This is a genomic window from Klebsiella sp. GN_Kp190 (assembly GCF_040061795.1).
GTDB classification, from domain to species: Bacteria; Pseudomonadota; Gammaproteobacteria; order Enterobacterales; family Enterobacteriaceae; genus Klebsiella; species Klebsiella michiganensis.
Map to the genome: position 1 here is coordinate 49,799 of NZ_JBEAFN010000006.1, position 22,936 is coordinate 72,734.

Genomic DNA, 22,936 nt, shown 5'->3' on the forward strand with positions numbered 1-22,936 from the left:
CGCCGGGGGAAGCCCGCGGCGGCATGAGTTACCAGCAAAACGATTTAGTCGTTGATGCGCGGATGCTGCTGCACCAGACGAGAACGTTTTTCCTGCAGGTCGGCGATTTCCTGATCGATATCTTCGATTTTATGTTCGATGTTATCGTAGTGCTCGCCGAGAATTTCTTTCGCTTCCTGAATATCCGAAGCCGCTGGCGTCGCCCCTTTCAGCGGACGATTGGCGGTCTCTTTCATCGACAGGCCGGTAATCAGACCAATCACCGCCACCACCATCAGATAGTAAGCCGGCATCATCAGGTTCTGCGTGCTTTCCACCAGCCACGCCGCCAGAGTCGGCGTCAGACCGGCAATCAGCACCGAGATGTTAAAGGCGCTGGCCAGGGCGCTAAAGCGGATGTGGGTCGGGAACATCGCCGGCAGCGACGAGGCCATCACCCCGATAAAGCAGTTCAGCACCACCGCCAGCAACAGCAGACCGGCGAAAATCAGGCCAAGGACGTTACTATTAATCATGATAAAGGCCGGAATCGACAGCCCGAACAGCGCCACGCTACCAATCAGGATGAACGGACGACGGCCAAAACGGTCGCTGAGCATACCGATAACCGGCTGAACGAACAGCATCCCGACCATGATGGCGATGATGATCAGCACCCCGTGGTCTTCAGAATAGTGCAGGTTATGCGACAGGTAGCTCGGCATGTAGGTCAGCAACATGTAGTAGGTCACGTTGGTGGAAATCACCAGACCGATACAGGTCAGCAGGCTACGCCAGTGTTTGGTCGCAATCTCTTTGAAAGAGACTTTCGGCCCATCCTGCAGGCCCTCGCGGTCGCCCTGCTCCATTTTATCAACGTGCTGCTGGAACGCCGGCGTCTCTTCCAGCGCATGACGCAGATAAAGACCGATAATCCCTAACGGCAGCGCCAGGAAGAACGGAATACGCCAGCCCCAGTCGAGGAAGTTCTCTTCGCCCACCACGCTGGAAATCAGCACGACTACGCCCGCGCCCATGACAAAACCGGCTATCGAACCGAAGTCCAGCCAGCTGCCCATAAAGCCGCGTTTACGGTCAGGCGAGTACTCTGCAACAAAGATAGAGGCACCGGTATATTCGCCGCCCACCGAGAAGCCCTGCGCCATTTTACACAGCAGCAGCAGGATCGGCGCCCAGATACCAATCGTGGCATACGACGGAATAAGGCCGATACAGAATGTACTTATCGACATGATAACGATGGTTATCGCCAGAATCTTTTGTCGACCGTATTTATCGCCCAGCATCCCGAAGAACAGGCCGCCTAATGGACGAATTAAGAAGGGAACCGAGAAAGTACCGAGCGCGGCAATCATCTGCACGCTGGGGTTGGCATCGGGGAAAAAGACCTTACCAAGCGCATATGCAACAAAACCATATACCCCAAAATCGAACCATTCCATCGCGTTACCCAGCGACGCTGCGGTAATCGCTTTCTTCAGTTTGCTATCATCAATGATGGTCACATCCCGAAGCGTGATGGGTTTTACTTTTTTCCTTTTAAGCATAATTATCCTCTTTTGCTCTCGCCTTGAGCGCACGAATCTCCGCCGAATGACAAGGTCATTCGCGTCATGCGTTGGGAGCGGCGAATTGCTGTGCTCCACATTTCAAGCGTAGCAGGTTTGCCTGCACTGTCTGCTGACAGTCCGTACAACCGAACCTGTTGACGCCTGCTCTGGCCATAATGAAATAAGCGGTACCGCTAATAAGTGTAGTGAATTTGCGTTCTCGCCTTTTTACCCTAACAGCGTTTAAATTTGGGATCAACTTCACAAAAATTTACCTACCCTTAAACAGAGTCATCCAAAAGCAATAAGTTCAATGAATATTGGAACTTAGCGATACATTTCCGGAAATATCCTGCGCTTTTTATGAAAATAAGCCCGCCAGGCCTCACGATATATATCCTCTTTCTCCGCTGCGATAAGTCATAAAAAAGGCCCGACAAAAGTGCGGGATTGCGCTATAATCAGCATTACTTTCGGCTATCAGCCGCCATTTAAAGGACCAACGTCCTGTTTTACCCAGTAATCGCGAGGAACGTCATGCAACTGCCACACTGCCCAAAATGCCATTCTGAATACACTTATGAAGACGGCGGCATGTTTATCTGCCCGGAATGCGCCCACGAATGGAACAATGCCGAGCCTGCGGACGATAACGACGCGCTGGTGGTCAAAGACGCCAACGGTAATTTACTCGCCGACGGCGACAGCGTCACCGTGGTAAAAGATCTGAAGGTTAAAGGCAGCTCTTCGATGCTAAAAATCGGCACTAAAGTGAAGAATATCCGCCTGGTTGAAGGCGATCATAATATTGACTGTAAAATAGATGGTTTTGGCCCGATGAAGCTAAAATCCGAATTTGTTAAAAAGAACTGATTTTATTCCCCCGACGCCCGTTGTCGGGGGGAAATATATTTTCCCGTGGCCTCCCGGAATCCCTCGCTGCCGCCTGGCTTAATTCTGCAATCCCCTTCTACGCTTAATGGAATATTCGTTACCTGAGGTAATGGTTATGCCCTTAAGTCCCTATATCGCTTTTAGCGGCAACTGCGCTGCCGCCATCGCTTTCTACCAGCAGGCGCTGGGCGCGGAGCTCATCCACAAAATCACCTGGGGTGAAATGCCGCAGAATACGCAGGACGCCGAAGATGGCTGCCCTTCCGGCCAGCATCTGGCTGCCGACGGTATCGCGCACGCCAGCCTGCGCATTGCCGATAGTATCCTGATGCTCAGCGACAGCCCCTCCAGCAACATGGAGCGCTACGCCGGATTTACCGTCGTGCTGGACTCGCAGGATGTTATTGAGGGTAAACGCTGGTTTGACGGCCTCGCCGACGGCGGGCAGATTGAGATGGCCTGGCAGGAAACCTTCTGGGCGCACGGCTTCGGTAAAGTTATCGACCGCTTTGGCGTCCCGTGGATGGTCAACGTGGTGAAAGAGCCTTAACGCTGACCTTTTCCCTCACTCTGTGTTCACCCCGAAAGGGAGAGAGGGCGGAGTGAGGGCATCTGTGCATTCACTCCCCCTTACCCTGTCATTCCACCGGCATCAACTCTTCATCCCCCGGTCATCATGAGTTAACCGAAATGTAACAAAAAACCGTCAGGATCGGCCCACGCTCAGAGGGAAATACTTCCTTGTCCTTAGTGAGGCTCGATTGACATGTACCTATCCAGACATCCGACCAGTTATCCAACGCGATATCAGGAAATTGCCGCCAAACTGGAGCAAGAGCTTCGCCATCATTACCGCTGCGGCGACTATCTGCCCGCCGAGCAGCAGCTGGCGTCCCGCTTTGAGGTTAACCGCCACACCCTGCGCCGGGCCATCGATCAGCTCGTCGAACGCGGCTGGGTCCAGCGCCGTCAGGGCGTCGGCGTGCTGGTGCTGATGCGCCCGATAGATTATCCGCTCAACGCCCAGGCCCGCTTTAGCCAGAATCTTCTCGAACAGGGCAGCCACCCGACCAGCGAGAAGCTGCTGTCGGTGGTGCGTCCGGCCAGCAGCCACGTTGCCGAGGCGTTTGCTATCAGTGAAGGCGATAACGTCATTCACCTGCGCACCCTGCGCCGCGTGAACGGCGTCGCCCTGTGTCTGATCGACCACTACTTTACCGACCTGCAGCTGTGGCCGGTTCTGCAAACCTTTACCCACGGCTCTCTCCATGACCTGCTGCGCGATCGGCTGGATATCGAACTGACCCGCGTGCGCACCAAAATCAGCGCCCGCCGCGCGCAGGCCAAAGAGAGCAATATTCTCGGCATTCCCAACATGGCGCCGCTGCTGTGCGTGCGCACCCTGAATCATCGCCAGGGTGAGCAGATCGCGACGGAGTACTCCGTCAGCCTGACCCGCGCCGACATGATTGAATTCACCATGGAGCACTGAATGCACTTTGATACCGCAACCCGCCAGCGCTGGATGTCCGTGCTGGCCCACAGTGAACCACAAGAACTGGCGGCGCGGATGCAGACGCTGCAGCTCGCGCCGCAGTATGAGCTGATTCGCGCCCCGGAGACCGGGCTGGTGCAGCTGCAGGCGCGTATGGGCGGCATCGGCGACCGATTCTTCGCCGGAGACGCCACCTTAACCCGCGCCGCTATTCGCCTGGCCGACGGCACCCTCGGCTATAGCTGGATTCTGGGCCGCGACCGCCCGCACGCTGAACGCTGCGCGGCCATTGATGCCCTGATGCAGTCGCCACACCATTTTCACACCCTGATGGAAACCCTGATAACCCCGCTGGAAGAACAACGCAGCGCGCGCATTGAAGCCCGACGCGCCGAAGTCAACGCCAGCCGGGTCGACTTCTTTACTCTGGTTCGCGGAGATAACGCATGACATTACAACCCGCCTTTACCCTGGCTGTGCAGGATGCCCAGCACAGTTTCCGCCGCCTGCTGAAGGCGATGAGCGAGCCGGGAGTGATTGTCTCCCTGCAGCAGCTTCAGCACGGCTGGCAGCCGCTGAACGTCGCCTCCACCAGCCTGCTGCTGACGCTGGTGGATCACGATACGCCGGTCTGGCTCGCTCCCGCGCTGCATAACGATCTTGTCGGCCAGAATCTGCGCTTCCATACCGGCGCGCCGCTGGTTGAGCAGCCGCAGCAGGCGACCTTCGCCGTCGCCAGCGACAGCATCAGCGCCGAGCAGCTGAACGTGCTTTCCGCCGGTACCGTCGTCGCCCCGGAAACCGGCGTCACGCTGGTGGTTCAGCTTGCCAGCCTGAGCGGCGGCCGGATGCTGCGGCTGACCGGCGCGGGGATCGCCGAAGAGCGGATGATCGCCCCGCAGCTGCCGGAATGCATTATTGAAGAATTGACCGAGCGTCCGCATCCGTTCCCGCTGGGAATCGATCTGATCCTCACCTGCGGCGAACGCCTGCTGGCGATTCCGCGCACCACTCACGTCGAGGTCTGCTAATGTACGTAGCCGTCAAAGGCGGCGAGAAGGCGATCGTCGCCGCTCACGCCCTACAGGAACAGAAACGCCGAGGCGAGGGACGGCTTCCTGAAATCAGCGTTGATCAGATTAGCCAACAGCTTAATCTGGCGGTGGACCGGGTCATGACCGAAGGCGGCATCGCCGACCGGGAGCTGGCGGCGCTGGCGCTGAAGCAGGCCAGCGGCGACAGCGTCGAAGCGATTTTTCTGCTGCGCGCTTATCGCACCACCCTGCAAAGGCTGGCGGTCAGCGAGCCTGTCGACACCGCCGGTATGCGCCTTGAGCGCCGTATCTCGGCGGTCTATAAAGATATCCCCGGCGGCCAGATGCTCGGCCCGACCTACGATTACACCCACCGTCTGCTCGATTTTACCCTGCTGGCCAACGGCGAAACGCCGCCGCTGGCGACCGATAGCGCACCGCAGGAAGCGACGCCGCACGTCTTTAATCTGCTCGTCCAACAGGGGCTGGCGAAGGCGGAGCGGGATACCGACGCGCAGCCCGACGATATCACCCGCCATCCGCCGGTTTATCCCTGTTCGCGCTCTTCGCGCCTGCAGCAGCTGACGCGCGGCGACGAGGGCTACCTGCTGGCGCTGGCCTACTCCACCCAGCGCGGCTACGGACGCAACCATCCGTTTGCCGGTGAAATTCGCAGCGGCTACGTCGCGGTGGAGATCGCTCCCGAAGAGCTGGGCTTCACCGTCACTATCGGCGAACTGCTGATGACCGAATGCGAGATGGTCAACGGCTTTGTCGACCCTCAGGATGAACCGCCGCACTTTACCCGCGGCTACGGCCTGACGTTCGGCATGAGCGAGCGCAAAGCGATGGCGATGGCGCTGGTTGACCGCGCGCTCCAGGCGCCGGAGTACGGCGAAGAGGTGGCGGGCCCTGCCCAGGATGAAGAGTTTGTGCTGGCCCATGCCGATAACGTCGAGGCCGCCGGTTTCGTTTCGCACCTTAAACTTCCCCACTATGTCGATTTCCAGGCCGAACTGGCGCTGCTTAAACGCCTGCAACGGGAGAATCAACGTGGCTAACGCACTGACCGGCTATAACTTTGCTTATCTCGACGAGCAAACCAAACGCATGATCCGCCGCGCCATCCTGAAAGCGGTGGCCATCCCCGGCTACCAGGTGCCCTTCGGCGGTCGCGAGATGCCGATGCCCTACGGCTGGGGAACCGGCGGTATCCAGCTTACCGCCAGCGTCATCGGGGAAAATGACGTCCTGAAGGTGATCGATCAGGGCGCCGATGACACCACCAACGCGGTATCGATTCGTCAGTTTTTCAAACGCGTGACCGGCGTCGCGACCACCGAGCGCACCGAAGACGCCACGCTGATCCAGACCCGCCACCGGATCCCGGAAACGCCGCTGACTGACGATCAGATCCTGATCTTCCAGGTGCCGATCCCGGAGCCGCTGCGCTTTATCGAGCCGCGCGAAACCGAAACCCGCACCATGCACGCGCTGGAGGAGTACGGCGTGATGCAGGTGAAGCTGTACGAAGATATTGCCCGCTTCGGCCATATCGCCACCACCTACGCCTACCCGGTGAAGGTCAACGGCCGCTACGTGATGGATCCGTCGCCGATTCCAAAATTCGATAATCCGAAGATGCATATGATGCCTGCGCTACAGCTGTTCGGCGCCGGACGCGAAAAACGCATCTACGCGGTACCGCCGTATACCCCGGTTGAGAGCCTCGATTTCGACGATCATCCGTTTACCGTTCAGGAGTGGGATGAACCCTGCGCCATCTGCGGATCTCGCCATAGCTATCTTGATGAAGTGGTGCTCGATGACAGCGGCAAACGGATGTTTGTCTGCTCCGATACCGACTATTGCCGCCAACAGAGCGAGGAGCAGAAAAAATGAGTCATCCGTTACTGGCGGTGAACAACCTGACCCACCTCTACGCGCCGGGCAAAGGCTTCAGCGACGTCTCGTTCGAGCTGTGGCCGGGGGAGGTGCTGGGTATCGTCGGCGAATCCGGCTCCGGAAAAACCACGCTGCTGAAAGCGATCTCCGCCCGCCTGGCCCCGCAGCAGGGAGAAGTGCTGTATCAACAGCGCTCGCTATACGCCATGAGCGAAGCGGATCGCCGACGTCTGCTGCGCACCGAATGGGGCGTGGTGCATCAGCATCCGATGGACGGCCTGCGCCGCCAGGTCTCGGCCGGCGGCAATATCGGCGAACGCCTGATGGCCACCGGGTCCCGTCACTACGGCAATATTCGCGCCACCGCCGGACAGTGGCTGCAGGAGGTGGAGATCCCGCCTTCGCGCATTGACGACCTGCCCACCACCTTTTCCGGCGGGATGCAGCAGCGCCTGCAAATCGCCCGCAATCTGGTGACGCAGCCGAGGCTGGTGTTTATGGATGAGCCCACCGGCGGGCTGGACGTATCGGTGCAGGCGCGCCTGCTCGATCTGCTGCGCGGCCTGGTCGTGGAGCTGAACCTGGCGGTGGTGATTGTGACCCACGACCTCGGCGTCGCCCGCCTGCTGGCTAACCGTCTGCTGGTGATGAAGCAGGGCCAGGTAGTCGAAAGCGGCTTAACCGACCGGGTGCTCGACGATCCCCATCACCCCTATACCCAGCTGCTGGTGTCGTCGGTGTTGCAGAACTGAGTGAATGCCCCCTCCCCGGTAGCGCTGCGCTTACCGGGGCTACGGATCCCGGGCCGTCTACGAGCCGGTAGCCCGGACAGGCGCAACGCGCCGCCTCCGGGACTCCCCGGTCGCGCTTCGTGAGTTAATGCATCAGGTAGCCCGGATAAGGCGTTCACGCCGCGATCCGGGGAAATTCAGGCACGATGAGGCTAAAAATGAACGCCATCCGCGTTGAAAACATCCATAAAACCTTTGTTCTGCACCAGCAGCACGGCGTCCGTCTGCCAGTACTCGCCGACGCCTCGCTGACCGTGAATGCCGGTGAATGCGTGGTGCTGCACGGCCATTCCGGTAGCGGAAAATCGACCCTGCTGCGTTCGCTGTACGCCAACTATCTCCCCGATAGCGGCCACATTCATATTCGCCACGGCGATGAATGGGTGGACCTGGTCACCGCCACGCCGCGTAAAGTGCTGGAAGTGCGCAAAACCACCATTGGCTGGGTCAGCCAGTTTCTGCGGGTGATCCCGCGCATTTCCGCCCTCGACGTAGTGATGCAGCCGCTGCTCGAACTGGGCATCCCGCGCGAAGAGAGCGCCGCGAAAGCCGCCCGCCTGCTAACGCGGCTGAACGTACCCGAACGCCTGTGGCACCTCGCCCCCTCGACCTTTTCCGGCGGCGAACAGCAGCGGGTTAACATCGCCCGCGGCTTCGCGGTCGACTACCCGATTTTGCTTCTCGACGAACCCACCGCCTCGCTGGACGGCAAAAATAGCGCCGCGGTGGTGGAACTGATCCATGAAGCCAAAGCCCGCGGCGCGGCGATCGTCGGTATTTTTCACGACGAGGCCACGCGCAACCAGGTCGCCGACCGTCTGCACCCGATGGGGATTTCAGCATGATTATCAATAACGTAAAGCTGGTTCTCGAAGACGAGGTGATTAACGGCTCGCTGGAAGTGCAGGACGGCAGAATTTCGGCCTTTGCCGAAAGCCAGAGCCGACTGGCGGAGGCCATCGATGGAGAGGGCGGCTGGCTGCTGCCGGGGCTTATCGAGCTGCATACCGACAACCTGGACAAGTTTTTCACCCCGCGACCGAAAGTGGACTGGCCCGCCCACTCGGCGATGAGCAGCCACGACGCGCTGATGGTCGCCAGCGGCATCACCACCGTGCTGGATGCCGTGGCTATTGGCGATGTGCGCGACGGCGGCGATCGCCTGGAAAATCTCGAAAAAATGATCAACGCCGTGGAAGAGACGCAGAAGCGCGGCCTCAACCGCGCTGAACATCGGCTGCATCTGCGCTGCGAACTGCCGCATCACACCACCCTGCCGCTGTTTGAGAAGCTGGTTGGCCGCGAGCCGGTGAGCATGGTCTCCCTGATGGATCACTCCCCTGGCCAGCGCCAGTATGCCGACCGCAGCAAATACCGCGACTACTATCAGGGCAAATATCACCTGACCAACGAAGAGATGGACAAATTCGAAGAGGAGCAGATGGCGCTGGCGGCGGCCTGGTCTCAGCCTAACCGGCAGCGCATCGCCGCCATCTGTCGCGAGCGAAATATCGCGCTGGCCAGCCACGATGACGCCACCTGCGAACATGTGCTCGAATCGCGCCAGCTTGGCAGCGTCATCGCCGAATTTCCTACCACGATCGCCGCAGCGCAGGCGTCGCGCCAGCACGGGATGAACATTCTGATGGGTGCGCCGAATATCGTACGCGGCGGCTCGCACTCGGGGAACGTCGCCGCCCACCATCTGGCGGCCAGTGGCCTGCTGGACATTCTCTCCTCCGACTATTATCCCGCCAGCCTGCTGGATGCCGCTTTTCGCATCGCCGACGACGAGGGCAACGCCTTTACCCTCGCGCAGGCCATTCGTCTGGTGAGCAAAAACCCGGCCCAGGCGCTGGGGCTGCACGACCGCGGGGCGATTGCCGAAGGTAAGCGGGCGGACCTGGTGCTGGCGCGCCGTCACGGCGAGCATATCCATATTGATCACGTCTGGCGGCAAGGCAAGAGGGTCTTCTGATGACAGGGAAACTGATTTGGCTGGTCGGCCCCTCCGGCTCCGGCAAAGACAGCCTGCTGGCGGCGCTGCGCCAGCGGGAGCATCCGCAGCTGCTGGTGGCGCACCGCTACATAACCCGTCCACACAACGCGGGCTGTGAAAACCATATCGCCCTCAGCGAGCATGAGTTTTTTACCCGCGCCGAACAACATCTGTTTGCTCTTAGCTGGCATGCTAACAACAATTACTATGGCATTGGCATCGAGATTGACCTGTGGCTGCACGCCGGGTTCGACGTGGTCGCTAACGGTTCACGCGCCCATCTGCCGCAGGCGCAGGCGCGCTATGCCGACGCGCTGCTGCCCATCTGTCTGCAGGTTTCTCCGGCGGTGCTGCGACAGCGCCTGGAGCAGCGCGGACGGGAGAACGAGACGGAAATCGCCCAGCGCCTGGCGCGCGCGGCGCGCTATACGCCGAACGAGTGTCTGACGCTGAATAACGATGGCCGACTTAGCCAGTCGGTGGATGCCCTGGTTTCGCTGATTCGTATTCACGGCAACCGGCGCGAACAGCAGACTGCCTGAACGCGAGGAGAAGAGATGAGCCTGACTATCCGCTTAACCGGCACCGGCGGCGCGCAGCTGGTACCGGTTTTCGGCTGCGACTGCCCCGCCTGCCGCCGCGCCCGCGTCGACGAAGCGCATCGTCGCCGTCCCTGTAGCGCGGTCGTCAAATACAACAACGCGGTGACCCTGCTCGATGCCGGGCTACCGGACCTGATGACCCAGTGGCCCGCCGGCAGCTTTCAGCAGTTTCTGCTCACCCATTATCATATGGATCACGTTCAAGGCCTGTTCCCGCTGCGCTGGGGCGTGGGCGAACCTATTGCGGTATACGGCCCCCCGGATGAACAGGGCTGCGATGATCTGTTTAAGCATCCTGGCCTGCTGGATTTCAGCCATACCGTCGAACCCTTTGTAAGATTTGAACTTCAGGGATTGCGCGTTACGCCGCTGCCGCTGAACCACTCAAGGCTCACGTTTGGCTATCTGCTGGAGTCGGCCCACAGCCGGGTCGCCTGGCTATCCGACACCGCCGCACTGCCGGAGAAAACGCTGAAGTTCCTGCTGAATAACCAGCCGCAGCTTATCATTATCGACTGTAGCCACGAGCCGCGCCCGCAGCCGCCGCGCAACCACTGCGACCTGAACACCGTGCGGGCCATTAACCAGATCATCGGCTGCCCGCGGGTGATCCTCACGCATATCAGCCACCGCTTCGATGCATGGATGATGGAGCATTCTCTGCCTGCAGGATTTGAGGCTGGGTTTGATGGAATGGAGATAACGCTGGATTAAGCGGGCGCGGCGAAGGCCGAGAGTCGTGCCGCATCAATAATCATCATCCAGCCTGCGCTGGTCGCTTTCCAGCTGACGGCGGTCCCGATCAAGCTGGCGCTGGCGCTCGTCAAGTTCGCGTCGGCGATCCTCAAGCTGTCGCCGCCGGTCGTCATACTGCCGCTGGCGATCGGCGCTCTGCTGGCGGCTGTCCTGATAGCGCCCATCATCATAGTCATCATCGTCAGACCGGCTATCGCCCGGATGGTAAGCATCATTAATGGCCTGCTGAATATTGCCGATCGCGTCGTCAATCATATCGGCGTGCGCCAGCTGGCCGGCGAGGGACAAGGTGCAGATAAGCAAAGCGGTAGAGTAACGTTTCATAAAGCCAGTCTCGTCGGGGGGCTGGCTCTACGTTAATCAAGGGCTATCGCCGGGAGTAGCGGAGGAATCTCAAATCCGCAGCTGTTCAATCGCGCCGATGGCGTCCACTCGCCCCTGATGTCGCCCGCCCTCAAATTCGGCAGCCAGCCAGGCATCGACGATCATTTTCGCCAGTTCAAGGCCGATCACCCGCGCGCCAAAGGCCAGAATATTGGTGTCGTTATGCTGTCGTGAAAGCTGCGCCGAGTAGGGCTCGCTGCACACCACCGCACGAATACCCGGGTGCTTATTAGCGGCGATAGAGATGCCGACGCCGGTGCCGCAGATCAGGATCCCGCCGTCGACCTCGCCGGCGGCAACGGCCTGAGCAACGGCGCTGGCATAGCGCGGATAGTCGGTACGTTCCGTGGACCATGCGCCTTTATCTACGACGTCAATGCCGCGCTGGCGCAGATGCGCAAGAATATCGTCTTTCAGGATAATCCCGACGTGATCGCAGCCAAATGCAATCCTTTTCATACTTAGCCTCGCCTGTTGTTAACTTTACAAGGATGGTTAGCGTTGTGATTTAAACGCCTAAAAATGCCCCAGGAAACGCTGAAAACAGCATCGTCAGGCTCCTTTCTACACGGGCAAATTTTACAAATCAAGACGAAAGCGTTATTTAAGCTGATTTTCACCTTGCAGAAAAAGAACCAAAACAAAACAACAACGCAATGATTTATAATGAATTTATATGAAATTAAGATGAAATCAACATTAACAAAACTTCACGATAAACATAACTTTATAAAAAATACAATTTTGTGAAGTTGGTAGTATCTTTTTTGTTTCGCCTGTGGTGATATAGTGTCGTCTTCATTTTATGGACAATGAGAAAGCGATGAGTCAGACAGAATCCAGTTCGCTCCCTAACGGCATCGGCCTTGCCCCCTGGCTTCGCATGAAGCAGGAAGGGATGACCGAAAACGAGAGCCGTATCGTTGAATGGTTGCTTACCCCCGGCAATCTCAGCGATGCGCCGGCAATCAAGGACGTCGCGGAAGCGCTGTCGGTATCAGAAGCCATGATCGTTAAGGTTTCTAAGCTGCTGGGGTTTAGCGGTTTTCGTAACCTGCGCAGCGCGCTGGAGGCCTACTTTTCGCAGTCTGAACAGGTGTTACCGACCGAACTCTCCTTTGATGATGCGCCGCAGGATGTGGTGAATAAGGTATTCAACATCACCCTGCGCACCATTATGGAAGGCCAGTCGATCGTGAACGTCGACGAAATTCACCGCGCGGCGCGCTTTTTTGCCCAGGCCAACCAGCGCGACCTGTACGGCGCGGGCGGCTCCAACGCCATCTGCGCCGACGTGCAGCATAAGTTTTTACGCATCGGCGTGCGCTGCCAGGCCTACCCGGACGCGCATATCATGATGATGTCCGCCTCGCTGCTGAAGGAAGGCGATGTCGTGCTGGTGGTCTCGCACTCCGGGCGCACCAGCGATATCAAATCAGCGGTGGAGCTGGCGAAAAAGAACGGGGCGAAAATTATCTGTATCACCCATAGCTATCATTCGCCGATTGCCAAGTTAGCTGATTTTATTATTTGTTCGCCAGCACCAGAGACGCCTTTATTAGGGCGTAACGCCTCAGCGCGTATATTACAACTCACATTATTAGATGCGTTTTTTGTTTCCGTTGCACAGCTCAACATTGAGCAAGCGAATTTAAATATGCAAAAAACTGGCGCGATTGTTAATTTCTTTTCACCCGGCGCGCTTAAATAAAAAACCGATCCCACACTGGTGGGATCAATATAACTGTATCCTACACTGAGAATACTGCCATGAATAAATATCTGAAACTTTTCAGCGGCACGCTCATGGGCGTAATGTTATCCACCAGCGCCTTTGCCGCCGCCGATTATGCTGTGGTATTAAAAACCTTATCCAATCCATTTTGGGTGGATATGAAAAAGGGTATTGAGGACGAAGCCAAAACGCTGGGCGTAAGCGTCGATATTTTTGCCTCGCCTTCCGAAGGGGATTTTCAGTCGCAGCTGCAGCTGTTTGAAGACCTGAGCAACAAAAACTACAAAGGTATCGCCTTTGCGCCGCTCTCCTCGGTAAACCTGGTCATGCCGGTGGCCAAAGCGTGGAAAAAGGGCATCTTTCTGGTCAACCTCGATGAAAAAATCGATATGGATAACCTGAAGAAAGCCGGCGGCAACGTCGAAGGTTTCGTCACCACCGATAACGTGGCGGTGGGGGCAAAAGGCGCGGAATTTATCATCGACAAGCTCGGCGCGGAAGGCGGCGAAGTCGCTATTATCGAAGGCAAAGCCGGTAACGCCTCAGGCGAAGCTCGCCGCAGCGGCGCCACCGAAGCCTTCAAAAAAGCGAGCCAGATCAAGCTGGTGGCCAGCCAGCCTGCCGACTGGGACCGCATCAAAGCGCTGGACGTCGCCACGAACGTGCTGCAGCGTAACCCGAACGTTAAAGCGATTTACTGCGCCAACGACACCATGGCAATGGGCGTCGCCCAGGCCGTCGCGAACGCCGGCAAAACCGGCAAGGTGCTGGTGGTGGGTACCGACGGTATTCCGGAAGCGCGCAAAATGGTCGAAGCCGGGCAAATGACCGCCACTATCGCGCAGAACCCGGCGGATATTGGCGCTACGGGTCTTAAGCTGATGGTCGACGCCGAGAAGAGCGGCAAAGTCATCCCGCTGGATAAAGCCCCGCAGTTTACGCTGGTGGATTCCATTCTGGTGACGAAATAGGTCTGTGCATCCCCTCTTTCTTTGGAAGAGGGGAAATCACGCAGCGGTAATAAAGGAAATTTTCTATGCTCACGCCATATATTTCAATGGCGGGGATCGGCAAATCCTTTGGCCCGGTTCACGCATTAAAATCGGTTGATTTAACTATTTACCCCCATGAAATACATGCGTTACTAGGGGAAAACGGTGCCGGTAAATCAACGCTGATGAAAGTATTGTCGGGAATACATGAACCGACCAAAGGCACCATTACGATTAATAACGTTAACTACCACAAGCTTGACCATAAATTAGCAGCCCAGCTCGGCATTGGTATTATTTACCAGGAGCTCAGCGTCATTGATGAATTAACGGTGCTGGAGAATTTATATATTGGCCGCCATCTGACGAAAAAAGTCTGCGGCGTCAACGTTATCGACTGGAAGGAAATGCGCGTACGGGCGGCGATGATGCTGCTGCGCGTCGGGCTGAAGATCGATTTAGACGAAAAGGTGGCGAATCTCTCCATCAGCCACAAGCAGATGCTGGAGATCGCCAAGACGCTGATGCTCGACGCTAAAGTGCTGATCATGGATGAACCGACCTCCTCGCTGACCAATAAAGAGGTGGACTATCTGTTCCTGATCATGAACCAGCTGCGTAAAGAGGGCACCGCCATTGTTTATATCTCGCACAAGCTGGCGGAAATACGCCGCATCTGCGACCGCTACACGGTGATGAAAGACGGCAGCAGCGTCTGCAGCGGGAAGGTCAGCGAAGTGAATAACGACGACATCGTACGCCTGATGGTCGGCCGCGAGCTGCAAAACCGCTTCAACGCCATGAAAGAGAGCACCGGCAACATCGCCCGCGAGACGGTGTTCGAAGTGAAAAACGTCACCAGCCATGACAAGAAAAAGGTACGCGATATCTCATTTAGCGTGAATCGCGGCGAAATTCTCGGTTTTGCCGGGCTGGTCGGCTCCGGGCGCACCGAGCTGATGGACTGCCTGTTTGGAGTCGATAAGCGTAGCAGCGGTGAAATATACCTCAACGGCAACGCGATCTCGCCCCGCTCGCCGCTCGACGCCTTAAAGAAAGGCATGGGGTATATCACCGAAAGCCGCCGGGAAAACGGCTTTTTCCCCAATTTTTCCATCGCCCAGAATATGGCGGTCAGCCAGAGCCTGAAGCGCGGCGGCTACAAAGGGGCCATGGGGCTGTTCCGCGAAGGCGACGAACGCAGAACGGCGGAGGAGCAGCGCAAGCTGCTGGCGCTGAAGTGCCATTCGGTCGATCAAAACATCACCGAGCTCTCCGGCGGCAACCAGCAGAAGGTACTGATTTCCAAATGGCTATGCTGCAGCCCCGAAGTGATCATTTTTGACGAGCCGACGCGCGGTATCGACGTGGGCGCAAAAGCCGAAATTTATAAAGTGATGCGCCAGCTGGCCGATGACGGAAAAGTCATCCTGATGGTGTCGTCCGAACTACCTGAAATTATCGCCGTCTGCGACCGCATTGCCGTGTTCTGCGAAGGGCGACTGACGCAAATCCTGACCAATCGCGACGACATGAGCGAAGAGGAGATTATGGCATGGGCACTACCACAAGAGTGAAAGGCGAAATGGGCGAGAAAAAACCGTTTAACTTCGCGCTGTTCTGGGATAAATACGGCACCTTTTTTATTCTCGCCATCATCGTCGCCATCTTCGGCACCCTGTCGTCAGAGTACTTCCTGACGACCAACAATATTACGCAGATCTTCGTCCAGAGCTCGGTCACCGTCCTGATCGGCATGGGCGAGTTCTTCGCGATCCTCGTCGCCGGGATCGACCTGTCGGTCGGGGCGATCCTCGCGCTCTCCGGGATGGTCACCGCGAAGCTGATGCTGGCGGGCGTCGACCCGTTCCTCGCGGCGCTGATTGGCGGCGTGCTGGTCGGCGGCGCGCTGGGGGCCATCAACGGCTGCCTGGTCAACTGGACCGGCCTGCATCCGTTCATTATTACCCTCGGCACCAATGCCATCTTCCGCGGTATTACGCTGGTGATCTCTGATGCCAACTCGGTGTACGGGTTTTCTTTTGATTTCGTTAACTTTTTCGCCGCCACGCCGCTGGGCATTCCGGTTCCGGTGATCTTCTCGCTGATTGTGGCGGTGATCCTGTGGTTCCTGACCACCCGTATGCGCGTGGGCCGCAACATCTACGCGCTGGGCGGTAACAAGCACTCCGCTTTCTACTCCGGCATCGACGTCAAGTTCCACATGCTGCTGGTGTTCATCATTTCCGGCGTTTGCGCCGGGCTGGCCGGCGTGGTCTCCACCGCCCGCCTCGGGGCGGCGGAACCGCTGGCCGGCATGGGCTTTGAAACCTACGCCATCGCCAGCGCCATCATCGGCGGCACCAGCTTCTTCGGCGGTAAAGGACGCATCTTCTCGGTGGTCATCGGCGGCCTGATTATCGGCACTATCAACAACGGACTGAACATCCTGCAAGTACAAACCTACTACCAGCTGGTGGTAATGGGCGGATTAATCATCGCGGCTGTCGCCCTCGACCGTCTTATCAGTAAGTAAGGAATTTATCATGAAAATTGCTCCCTCTTTAATGTGTATGGATCTGCTGAAATTCAAAGAACAGATCGAGTTTATCGACCAGCACGCAGACTATTTTCACATCGACATTATGGACGGTCATTTTGTACCAAACCTGACCCTGTCGCCGTTTTTCGTCAGCCAGGTCAAAAAGCTGGCCAGCAAACCGCTGGACTGCCATCTGATGGTCACCCGCCCGCAGGACTACATTAGCCAGCTGGCGCAGGCGGGGGCGGATTTTATCACCCTGCATCCGGAAACGATTAACGGCCAGGCCTTCCGCCTGATCGAAGAGATCCGTCGCCACGGCATGAAGGTCGGACTGATCCTTAACCCGGAAACCCCGGTTGAGACCATGAAGTACTACATTCATAAAGCCGACAAAATCACGGTGATGACCGTCGATCCGGGCTTCGCCGGGCAGCCGTTCATCCCGGAGATGCTGGAAAAAATCGCCGAACTGAAAGCCTGGCGCGAGCGAGAGGGGCTGAGCTACGAGATCGAAATCGACGGCTCCTGCAATAAAGCCACCTATCAAAAACTGATGGCGGCGGGCGCGGACGTCTTTATCGTCGGCACATCAGGCCTCTTCAATCACGCCGATAAGATAGAAGACGCGTGGCAGATCATGGCAGAGCAGATCCTGACGGCAAAACGCGAGGTACTGCCTCATGCAAAAACAGCGTAACGTCGTCGCGGGCGTGGATATGGGCGCGACCCATATCCGGCTTTGCCTGCAAACGGCGCAGGGCGAAGCGCTGCACTGCGAAAAGCGGCGCACCGTCGACGTGATTAGCGCCGACGGCCTGGTCAACGGTATTAAAAACCTGCTGCAGCAGCAGCTGACCCAGCACGACGCCCACTGCTGCGGGCTGGTGATGGGATTTCCGGCGCTGGTGGCAAAAGACAAGCGGACGATTATCTCAACGCCCAATCTGCCGCTGGCCGCCGACGACCTGTATAACCTGGCCGACCGGCTGGAAGCGGCGCTGGGCTGCCTGGTGGAGTTTTCCCGCGATGTGAATCTGCAGCTCTCTTTTGATGTGCAGCAGAACGGCCTGCAGGAGCAGGAGGTGCTGGCGGCCTATCTTGGCACCGGAATGGGCTTCGCGGTCTGGCTGAACGGCGGGCCGTGGACCGGCGCCCACGGCGTGGCGGGCGAGCTGGGGCATATTCCGCAGGGCGATAACGCCCTCACCTGCGCCTGCGGCAACCCCGCCTGTCTGGAAACCGTCTGCTCCGGGATTGCGCTAAAGCGCTGGTATGAACAGCAGCCGCGCGCCTATGAACTGGGCGAGCTGTTCGTTCACGCCGCGCGGGAGCCGTTTGTGCAGCAGCTGCTAAACCACGCCGCCCGCGCCATCGCCACCAGCATCAACCTGTTCGACCCCGATGCGGTGATCCTCGGCGGCGGCGTGATGGATATGCCTGCCTTCCCGCGTGAAGCCGTCATCGCCATGATCAAAACCTACGTCCGCCGTCCGCTGCCGTATCAGGCCGTACGCTTTATCGCCGCCTCCTCTTCCGCGTTTAACGGCGCTCAGGGCGCGGCAGCGCTGGCGAGAAGCCGGTATTTAAGCTAGCCGAGGTAACGCCAATAGCCCGGACCTGCCTCTTCCCCCCCGGCGGCGGTGCTGCGCACCTGGCCGGGCTACCCGGCCGCGTCACAGGCGCCCGCGTCGACACGTCAAAACTGACGATAGCCTGTTTTTCGTCAGCATTTCGCCCAAAAAAACGACGTATCATCAGTCAATACCCACAGTGAAAACATGGCATAGAAGATGCATAGTGACGGCGCGATAGCGCGTATGCGCCAATTGATTAACTGGAGCAAGACCGATGAAAAAAGTCGTCACGGTTTGCCCGTATTGCGCATCAGGTTGCAAAATCAACCTGGTGGTCGATAACGGCAAAATCGTTCGGGCGGAGGCGGCACAGGGGAAAACCAACCAGGGAACCCTGTGTCTGAAAGGCTATTATGGCTGGGACTTCATTAACGATACCCAGATCCTTACCCCGCGCCTGAAAACCCCGATGATCCGTCGCCAGCGCGGCGGCAAGCTGGAGTCCGTCTCCTGGGATGAGGCGCTCGATTACGTCGCCACTCGCCTCAGCGCCATTAAAGAGAAGTATGGCCCGGACGCGATTCAGACTACCGGTTCGTCCCGCGGGACGGGTAACGAAACCAACTATGTGATGCAAAAATTCGCGCGCGCCGTTATTGGTACCAATAACGTCGACTGCTGCGCTCGCGTCTGACACGGCCCATCGGTTGCAGGTCTGCACCAATCGGTCGGTAACGGCGCTATGAGTAATGCCATCACCGAGATCGACAACACCGATCTCGTGTTTATCTTCGGGTATAACCCGGCAGATTCACACCCTATTGTGGCGAATCACGTGATTAACGCCAAACGCAATGGGGCGAAAATCATCGTCTGCGATCCGCGTAAAATCGAAACCGCGCGCATCGCCGATATGCACATTGCGCTGAAGAACGGCTCGAATATCGCGCTGCTCAACGCTATCGGGCACGTGATCATCGAAGAGGATCTCTACGATAAATCCTTCGTCGCCAGCCGTTCCGAAGGCTTCGAAGAGTATCGCAAAATCGTCGAAGGCTATACGCCGGAGTCGGTGGAAGAGATTACCGGCGTGAGTGCCCAGGAGATCCGCGCCTGCGCCCGCATGTACGCCAGCGCGAAATCCGCCGCCATCCTGTGGGGCATGGGCGTCACCCAGTTCTACCAGGGCGTGGAGACCGTACGTTCGCTGACCAGCCTGGCGATCCTCACCGGCAACCTCGGCAAGCCGAGCGTCGGCGTCAACCCGGTGCGCGGCCAGAACAACGTTCAGGGCGCCTGCGACATGGGCGCGCTGCCGGATACCTATCCGGGCTATCAGTACGTTAAGTTCCCGGAAAACCGCGAGAAGTTCGCCAGAGCCTGGGGCGTCGACAGCCTGCCGGCGCACACCGGCTACCGCATCAGCGAGCTACCGCACCGCGCGGCGCATGGCGAAGTGCGGGCGGCGTACATCATGGGGGAAGATCCGCTCCAGACCGACGCCGAGCTGTCCGCCGTGCGTAAGGCTTTCGACGATCTGGAACTGGTTATCGTCCAGGATATTTTCATGACCAAAACCGCCTCAGCGGCCGACGTTATCCTGCCCTCCACCTCGTGGGGCGAGCACGAAGGCGTTTATACCGCAGCGGACCGCGGCTTCCAGCGCTTCTTTAAAGCGGTAGAGCCGAAGTGGGACCTGAAAACCGACTGGCAGATCATCAGCGAAATCGCCACCCGGATGGGTTACAAGATGCACTACAACAACACTCAGGAAATCTGGGACGAGTTGCGTCATCTGTGCCCGGATTTCTACGGCGCCACCTACGAGAAAATGGGCGAGCTGGGCTACGTCATGTGGCCGTGCCGCGATGAGTCCGACGCCGACCAGGGGACCTCTTATCTGTTTAAAGAGAAGTTCGATACCCCCAACGGCCTGGCGCAGTTCTTCACCTGCGACTGGGTCGCGCCGATTGACAAGCTCACCGACGAATACCCGATGGTGCTGTCGACGGTGCGCGAAGTCGGCCACTACTCGTGCCGTTCGATGACCGGCAACTGTGCGGCGCTGGCCGCGCTGGCGGATGAACCGGGCTATGCGCAGATCAATACCGCCGATGCCGAACGTCTGGGCATTGAGGATGAGGCGCTGGTGTGGGTGAACTCGCGTAAGGGCCGTATTATCACCCGCGCGCAGGTCAGCGATCGTCCGAATAAAGGGGCGGTCTATATGACCTACCAGTGGTGGATTGGCGCCTGTAACGAGCTGGTTTCCGAGAACCTGAGCCCGATAACCAAAACGCCGGAGTACAAGTACTGCGCCGTCAACGTTGAGCCGATTGCCGACCAGCGGGCCGCCGAGCAGTACGTAATTGACGAGTACAATAAGCTGAAAACCCGCCTGCGCGAAAGCGCGATGGGCTAATCAGGCCGCCTCCCCGGAGGCGGTGCTTCGCACCTGTCCGGGCTACACAATCCGTAGCCCGGGCAAGAAATTTACGCCGCAACCCGGGAAACAGACGGCACGATGGTTCGAGTAAAACGTTCATATCCCCCACTCGTTCCCGTCGTTTTCTTCTCCTTCACCTGCCTTTATACTGCTCGCTATGTCCTCTACCGATAATAAAAAATGAAATACCTCTATTTACTGCTGGTGATGGCAAGCGTCGCCGCAGGCGCCATGGAACCCGGCAGCCAGTACAAACCGCTGGCCGAAGCGGGCGACCCGCGCGCGCAGTACTACCTGGCCGACACTTACGTCAGCTTCGGCGATTTTCCGCAGGCTGAATACTGGGCGCAGAAAGCGGCAGACAAGGGCGACGGCGATGCGCTGGCGCTGCTGGCTCAGCTCAAAATCCGCAATCCGCAGCAGGCCGACTACCGCCAGGCGAAAGCGCTGGCGGAAAAGTCGGTGCAGACCGGCAGCAGGGCGGGAGAAATAGTCCTCGCCCGGGTGCTGGTGAACCAGCAGGCCGGTACGCCGAACTATCCGCACGCCATCTCCCTGTTACAGCATGCCGCCCAGGATCCGGAAAGCGATTCAGCCGTCGACGCCCAGATGCTGCTGGGGCTTATCTACGCCAGCGGCGTTCATCCCCCGGAAGATGACGTAAAGGCGACGCAGTATTTTAAAGAGAGCTCTGCCCTCTCCCGCACCGGCTACGCTGAATACTGGGCCGGGATGCTTTTCCAGCAGGGAGAAAAAGGCTTTATCGAACCCAACAAGCAGAAAGCGCTGCACTGGCTCAACGTCAGCTGTCAGGAGGGGTTTGATACCGGCTGTGAAGAGTTCGACAGGATCAGTAAAAGATAAGAAAAAGCCCGGTGCGATGTCACCGGGCTTTCTGTTTTATTGCGCCGTTTTATCAAATTTTCCCAGCACTTCACGCTCGTACGCCAGCGCTTTTTTGCGGTCAAACTTGTGTTCCCATTTGGCGATCACCAGCACCGCCAGCGCGTTGCCCACCACGTTCAGCGCGGTACGCGCCATATCGAGGATACGGTCAACGCCAGCGATAAACGCCAGACCTTCCAGCGGAATGCCCACGCTGCCCAGCGTCGCCAGCAGCACCACGAAGGAGACGCCCGGTACGCCGGCAATCCCTTTCGACGTCACCATCAGCGTCAGCACAAGGGTAATTTCCTGCCAGATGGAGAGGTCGATACCGTACAGCTGGGCAATAAAGATCGCCGCAATGCTCTGATACAGCGTTGAGCCATCAAGGTTAAAGGAGTAGCCGGTCGGCACCACGAAGCTGGTGATTGACGCCGGCGCGCCATAGGCTTCCATCTTCTCAATAATCCGCGGCAGCACGCTCTCGGAGCTGGCGGTAGAGTAGGCCAGAATTAGCTCATCCTTCAGAATGCGGATCAGGGTCCAGATGCTCAGTCCGCACACCCGCGCCACGATGCCTAATACCACCAGCGCAAAGAACAGAATGGCGAAATAAACCAGAATCACCAGCTTCGCCAGCGGCCACAGCGAGGCGAAGCCGAAGGTCGCCACGGTCACCGAAATCAGCGCGAACACGCCCACCGGCGCATAGCGCATGACCATGTGCGTCACTTTGAACATGGTTTCAGAGATAGAGCGGAACACCGTTACCAGCGGTTCGCGATGGGTGGCGGGCAGCGAGGAGAGGCCCAGACCAAACAGCACCGAGAAGAAGATGATCGGCAGCATATCGCCTTTCGCCATCGAGGCCACGATATTGGTCGGGACCAGCGAGAGGATCGTGCCCATCAGGCCATGCGCGTGGCTCTGCACTTCCGCCGTGGTGTTTTGATATTTCGAAATATCCACCGCCGCCAGCTGCGACATATCGATTCCGCTCCCCGGCTGGAAGACGTTAGCCAGAGTAATCCCCAGCACGATCGCCACCGTGGTGATCACTTCAAAATAGATAATGGTCTTCGCGCCGATACGGCCCAGCTGCTTCGCATCGCCCACGCCCGCAATACCGACCACCAAGGTCGAGATGACGATCGGTACGACGATCATTTTAATCAGATGGATAAAGATATCGCCTGCCGGGGTCAGCAGGTTTGAGATTAACCAGTCACGGCTTTCGGCATGGTAATGCAGGTAACTGCCCAGAAGTATGCCCAGCACCAGAGCCAGCAAAATTTGCCAGGCCAGGCTGACTTTTGTTTTTTTCTTCACTACAGACTTCCTCGATGAAA

The 22,936-nt window shown here is 58.0% G+C and carries 24 protein-coding genes; 20 read left to right on the forward strand and 4 right to left on the reverse strand.

Annotated elements, in window-relative coordinates; all coding sequences use genetic code 11:
* Window positions 1–44 precede the first annotated feature (44 nt).
* Window positions 45–1,547, reverse strand: coding sequence for a glycine betaine/L-proline transporter ProP (gene proP / locus ABLU67_RS04420; protein ID WP_148849496.1), 1,503 nt, complete (start codon window positions 1,545–1,547; stop codon window positions 45–47).
* 540 nt (window positions 1,548–2,087) lie between these two features.
* Here proP and ABLU67_RS04425 point away from each other — a divergent pair.
* The 12 genes from ABLU67_RS04425 to phnP all read left to right on the forward strand — a co-directional run bounded on the left by ABLU67_RS04425 (window position 2,088) and on the right by phnP (window position 10,984).
* Complete coding sequence (locus tag ABLU67_RS04425; protein ID WP_004097870.1) at window positions 2,088–2,423, forward strand: zinc ribbon domain-containing protein YjdM; 336 nt, start codon at window positions 2,088–2,090, stop codon at window positions 2,421–2,423.
* 136 nt (window positions 2,424–2,559) lie between these two features.
* Window positions 2,560–2,994: a VOC family metalloprotein YjdN gene (gene yjdN / locus ABLU67_RS04430; protein WP_004097869.1), complete on the forward strand. Its 435-nt coding sequence runs from the start codon at window positions 2,560–2,562 to the stop codon at window positions 2,992–2,994.
* Window positions 2,995–3,210: 216 nt separating this feature from the next.
* On the forward strand, window positions 3,211–3,936 hold the full coding sequence (phnF, locus tag ABLU67_RS04435) for a phosphonate metabolism transcriptional regulator PhnF (RefSeq protein WP_048262040.1): 726 nt from the start codon (window positions 3,211–3,213) through the stop codon (window positions 3,934–3,936).
* Complete coding sequence (gene phnG / locus ABLU67_RS04440; protein WP_004097867.1) at window positions 3,937–4,389, forward strand: phosphonate C-P lyase system protein PhnG; 453 nt, start codon at window positions 3,937–3,939, stop codon at window positions 4,387–4,389.
* Window positions 4,386–4,970, forward strand: a complete 585-nt coding sequence (phnH, locus tag ABLU67_RS04445) for a phosphonate C-P lyase system protein PhnH (protein ID WP_004097865.1) — start codon at window positions 4,386–4,388, stop codon at window positions 4,968–4,970. Before phnG ends, phnH begins: the two co-directional genes overlap by 4 nt.
* Window positions 4,970–6,034 (forward strand): carbon-phosphorus lyase complex subunit PhnI, encoded by a 1,065-nt coding sequence (locus ABLU67_RS04450; RefSeq protein WP_064375655.1) that lies wholly within the window; start codon window positions 4,970–4,972, stop codon window positions 6,032–6,034. Before phnH ends, ABLU67_RS04450 begins: the two co-directional genes overlap by 1 nt.
* Complete coding sequence (locus ABLU67_RS04455) at window positions 6,027–6,875, forward strand: alpha-D-ribose 1-methylphosphonate 5-phosphate C-P-lyase PhnJ (protein WP_004097861.1); 849 nt, start codon at window positions 6,027–6,029, stop codon at window positions 6,873–6,875. Before ABLU67_RS04450 ends, ABLU67_RS04455 begins: the two co-directional genes overlap by 8 nt.
* Window positions 6,872–7,630 (forward strand): phosphonate C-P lyase system protein PhnK, encoded by a 759-nt coding sequence (gene phnK / locus ABLU67_RS04460; RefSeq protein WP_004097860.1) that lies wholly within the window; start codon window positions 6,872–6,874, stop codon window positions 7,628–7,630. Before ABLU67_RS04455 ends, phnK begins: the two co-directional genes overlap by 4 nt.
* A gap of 197 nt (window positions 7,631–7,827) precedes the next feature.
* Window positions 7,828–8,514, forward strand: coding sequence for a phosphonate C-P lyase system protein PhnL (phnL, locus tag ABLU67_RS04465; RefSeq protein WP_004097859.1), 687 nt, complete (start codon window positions 7,828–7,830; stop codon window positions 8,512–8,514).
* Window positions 8,511–9,647 (forward strand): alpha-D-ribose 1-methylphosphonate 5-triphosphate diphosphatase, encoded by a 1,137-nt coding sequence (gene phnM, locus ABLU67_RS04470; protein ID WP_049083643.1) that lies wholly within the window; start codon window positions 8,511–8,513, stop codon window positions 9,645–9,647. Before phnL ends, phnM begins: the two co-directional genes overlap by 4 nt.
* Window positions 9,647–10,210, forward strand: a complete 564-nt coding sequence (phnN, locus tag ABLU67_RS04475; RefSeq protein WP_014837158.1) for a ribose 1,5-bisphosphokinase — start codon at window positions 9,647–9,649, stop codon at window positions 10,208–10,210. The genes phnM and phnN overlap by 1 nt, the downstream gene beginning before the upstream one ends.
* A gap of 15 nt (window positions 10,211–10,225) precedes the next feature.
* Window positions 10,226–10,984 carry a phosphonate metabolism protein PhnP gene (gene phnP / locus ABLU67_RS04480; RefSeq protein ID WP_116280003.1) on the forward strand — a complete coding sequence of 253 codons (759 nt, stop codon included), beginning with the start codon at window positions 10,226–10,228 and terminating at the stop codon, window positions 10,982–10,984.
* 33 nt (window positions 10,985–11,017) lie between these two features.
* On the opposite strand, the gene yjdP is transcribed toward phnP, so the two are convergent.
* Both yjdP and rpiB read right to left on the reverse strand, forming a co-directional pair.
* A complete protein-coding gene (gene yjdP, locus ABLU67_RS04485; protein WP_014837157.1) occupies window positions 11,018–11,350 on the reverse strand; it encodes a DDRRRQL repeat protein YjdP in 333 nt (110 codons plus the stop codon).
* 69 nt (window positions 11,351–11,419) lie between these two features.
* On the reverse strand, window positions 11,420–11,869 hold the full coding sequence (gene rpiB, locus ABLU67_RS04490; RefSeq protein WP_064358237.1) for a bifunctional allose-6-phosphate isomerase/ribose-5-phosphate isomerase RpiB: 450 nt from the start codon (window positions 11,867–11,869) through the stop codon (window positions 11,420–11,422).
* Between the two features lie 364 nt (window positions 11,870–12,233).
* Here rpiB and alsR point away from each other — a divergent pair, with 364 nt between their 5' ends.
* The 8 genes from alsR to ABLU67_RS04530 all read left to right on the forward strand — a co-directional run bounded on the left by alsR (window position 12,234) and on the right by ABLU67_RS04530 (window position 21,566).
* Entirely contained in the window at window positions 12,234–13,121 is an 888-nt protein-coding gene (gene alsR, locus ABLU67_RS04495) for a D-allose utilization transcriptional regulator AlsR (RefSeq protein ID WP_004097852.1), read from the forward strand.
* Between the two features lie 59 nt (window positions 13,122–13,180).
* Window positions 13,181–14,116: a D-allose transporter substrate-binding protein gene (alsB, locus tag ABLU67_RS04500; protein WP_025107677.1), complete on the forward strand. Its 936-nt coding sequence runs from the start codon at window positions 13,181–13,183 to the stop codon at window positions 14,114–14,116.
* A 65-nt stretch (window positions 14,117–14,181) separates the two neighbouring features.
* Window positions 14,182–15,714 carry a D-allose ABC transporter ATP-binding protein AlsA gene (alsA, locus tag ABLU67_RS04505; RefSeq protein WP_025107678.1) on the forward strand — a complete coding sequence of 511 codons (1,533 nt, stop codon included), beginning with the start codon at window positions 14,182–14,184 and terminating at the stop codon, window positions 15,712–15,714.
* Complete coding sequence (gene alsC / locus ABLU67_RS04510; protein ID WP_014837152.1) at window positions 15,693–16,673, forward strand: D-allose ABC transporter permease; 981 nt, start codon at window positions 15,693–15,695, stop codon at window positions 16,671–16,673. Before alsA ends, alsC begins: the two co-directional genes overlap by 22 nt.
* Before the next feature lie 10 nt (window positions 16,674–16,683).
* Window positions 16,684–17,379: a D-allulose 6-phosphate 3-epimerase gene (alsE, locus tag ABLU67_RS04515; RefSeq protein WP_032695089.1), complete on the forward strand. Its 696-nt coding sequence runs from the start codon at window positions 16,684–16,686 to the stop codon at window positions 17,377–17,379.
* The gene (gene alsK / locus ABLU67_RS04520) at window positions 17,363–18,274 is read left to right on the forward strand and encodes an allose kinase (protein WP_348852177.1); all 912 of its coding nucleotides are present in this window, start codon (window positions 17,363–17,365) and stop codon (window positions 18,272–18,274) included. Before alsE ends, alsK begins: the two co-directional genes overlap by 17 nt.
* A gap of 256 nt (window positions 18,275–18,530) precedes the next feature.
* On the forward strand, window positions 18,531–20,678 hold the full coding sequence (fdhF, locus tag ABLU67_RS04525) for a formate dehydrogenase subunit alpha (RefSeq protein ID WP_077598952.1): 2,148 nt from the start codon (window positions 18,531–18,533) through the stop codon (window positions 20,676–20,678).
* A gap of 204 nt (window positions 20,679–20,882) precedes the next feature.
* Window positions 20,883–21,566, forward strand: coding sequence for a tetratricopeptide repeat protein (locus ABLU67_RS04530; RefSeq protein ID WP_014837150.1), 684 nt, complete (start codon window positions 20,883–20,885; stop codon window positions 21,564–21,566).
* 36 nt (window positions 21,567–21,602) lie between these two features.
* Here ABLU67_RS04530 and gltP read toward each other — a convergent pair whose 3' ends face one another.
* A complete protein-coding gene (gene gltP, locus ABLU67_RS04535) occupies window positions 21,603–22,916 on the reverse strand; it encodes a glutamate/aspartate:proton symporter GltP (RefSeq protein ID WP_004109428.1) in 1,314 nt (437 codons plus the stop codon).
* Between the last annotated feature and the right edge of the window lie 20 nt (window positions 22,917–22,936).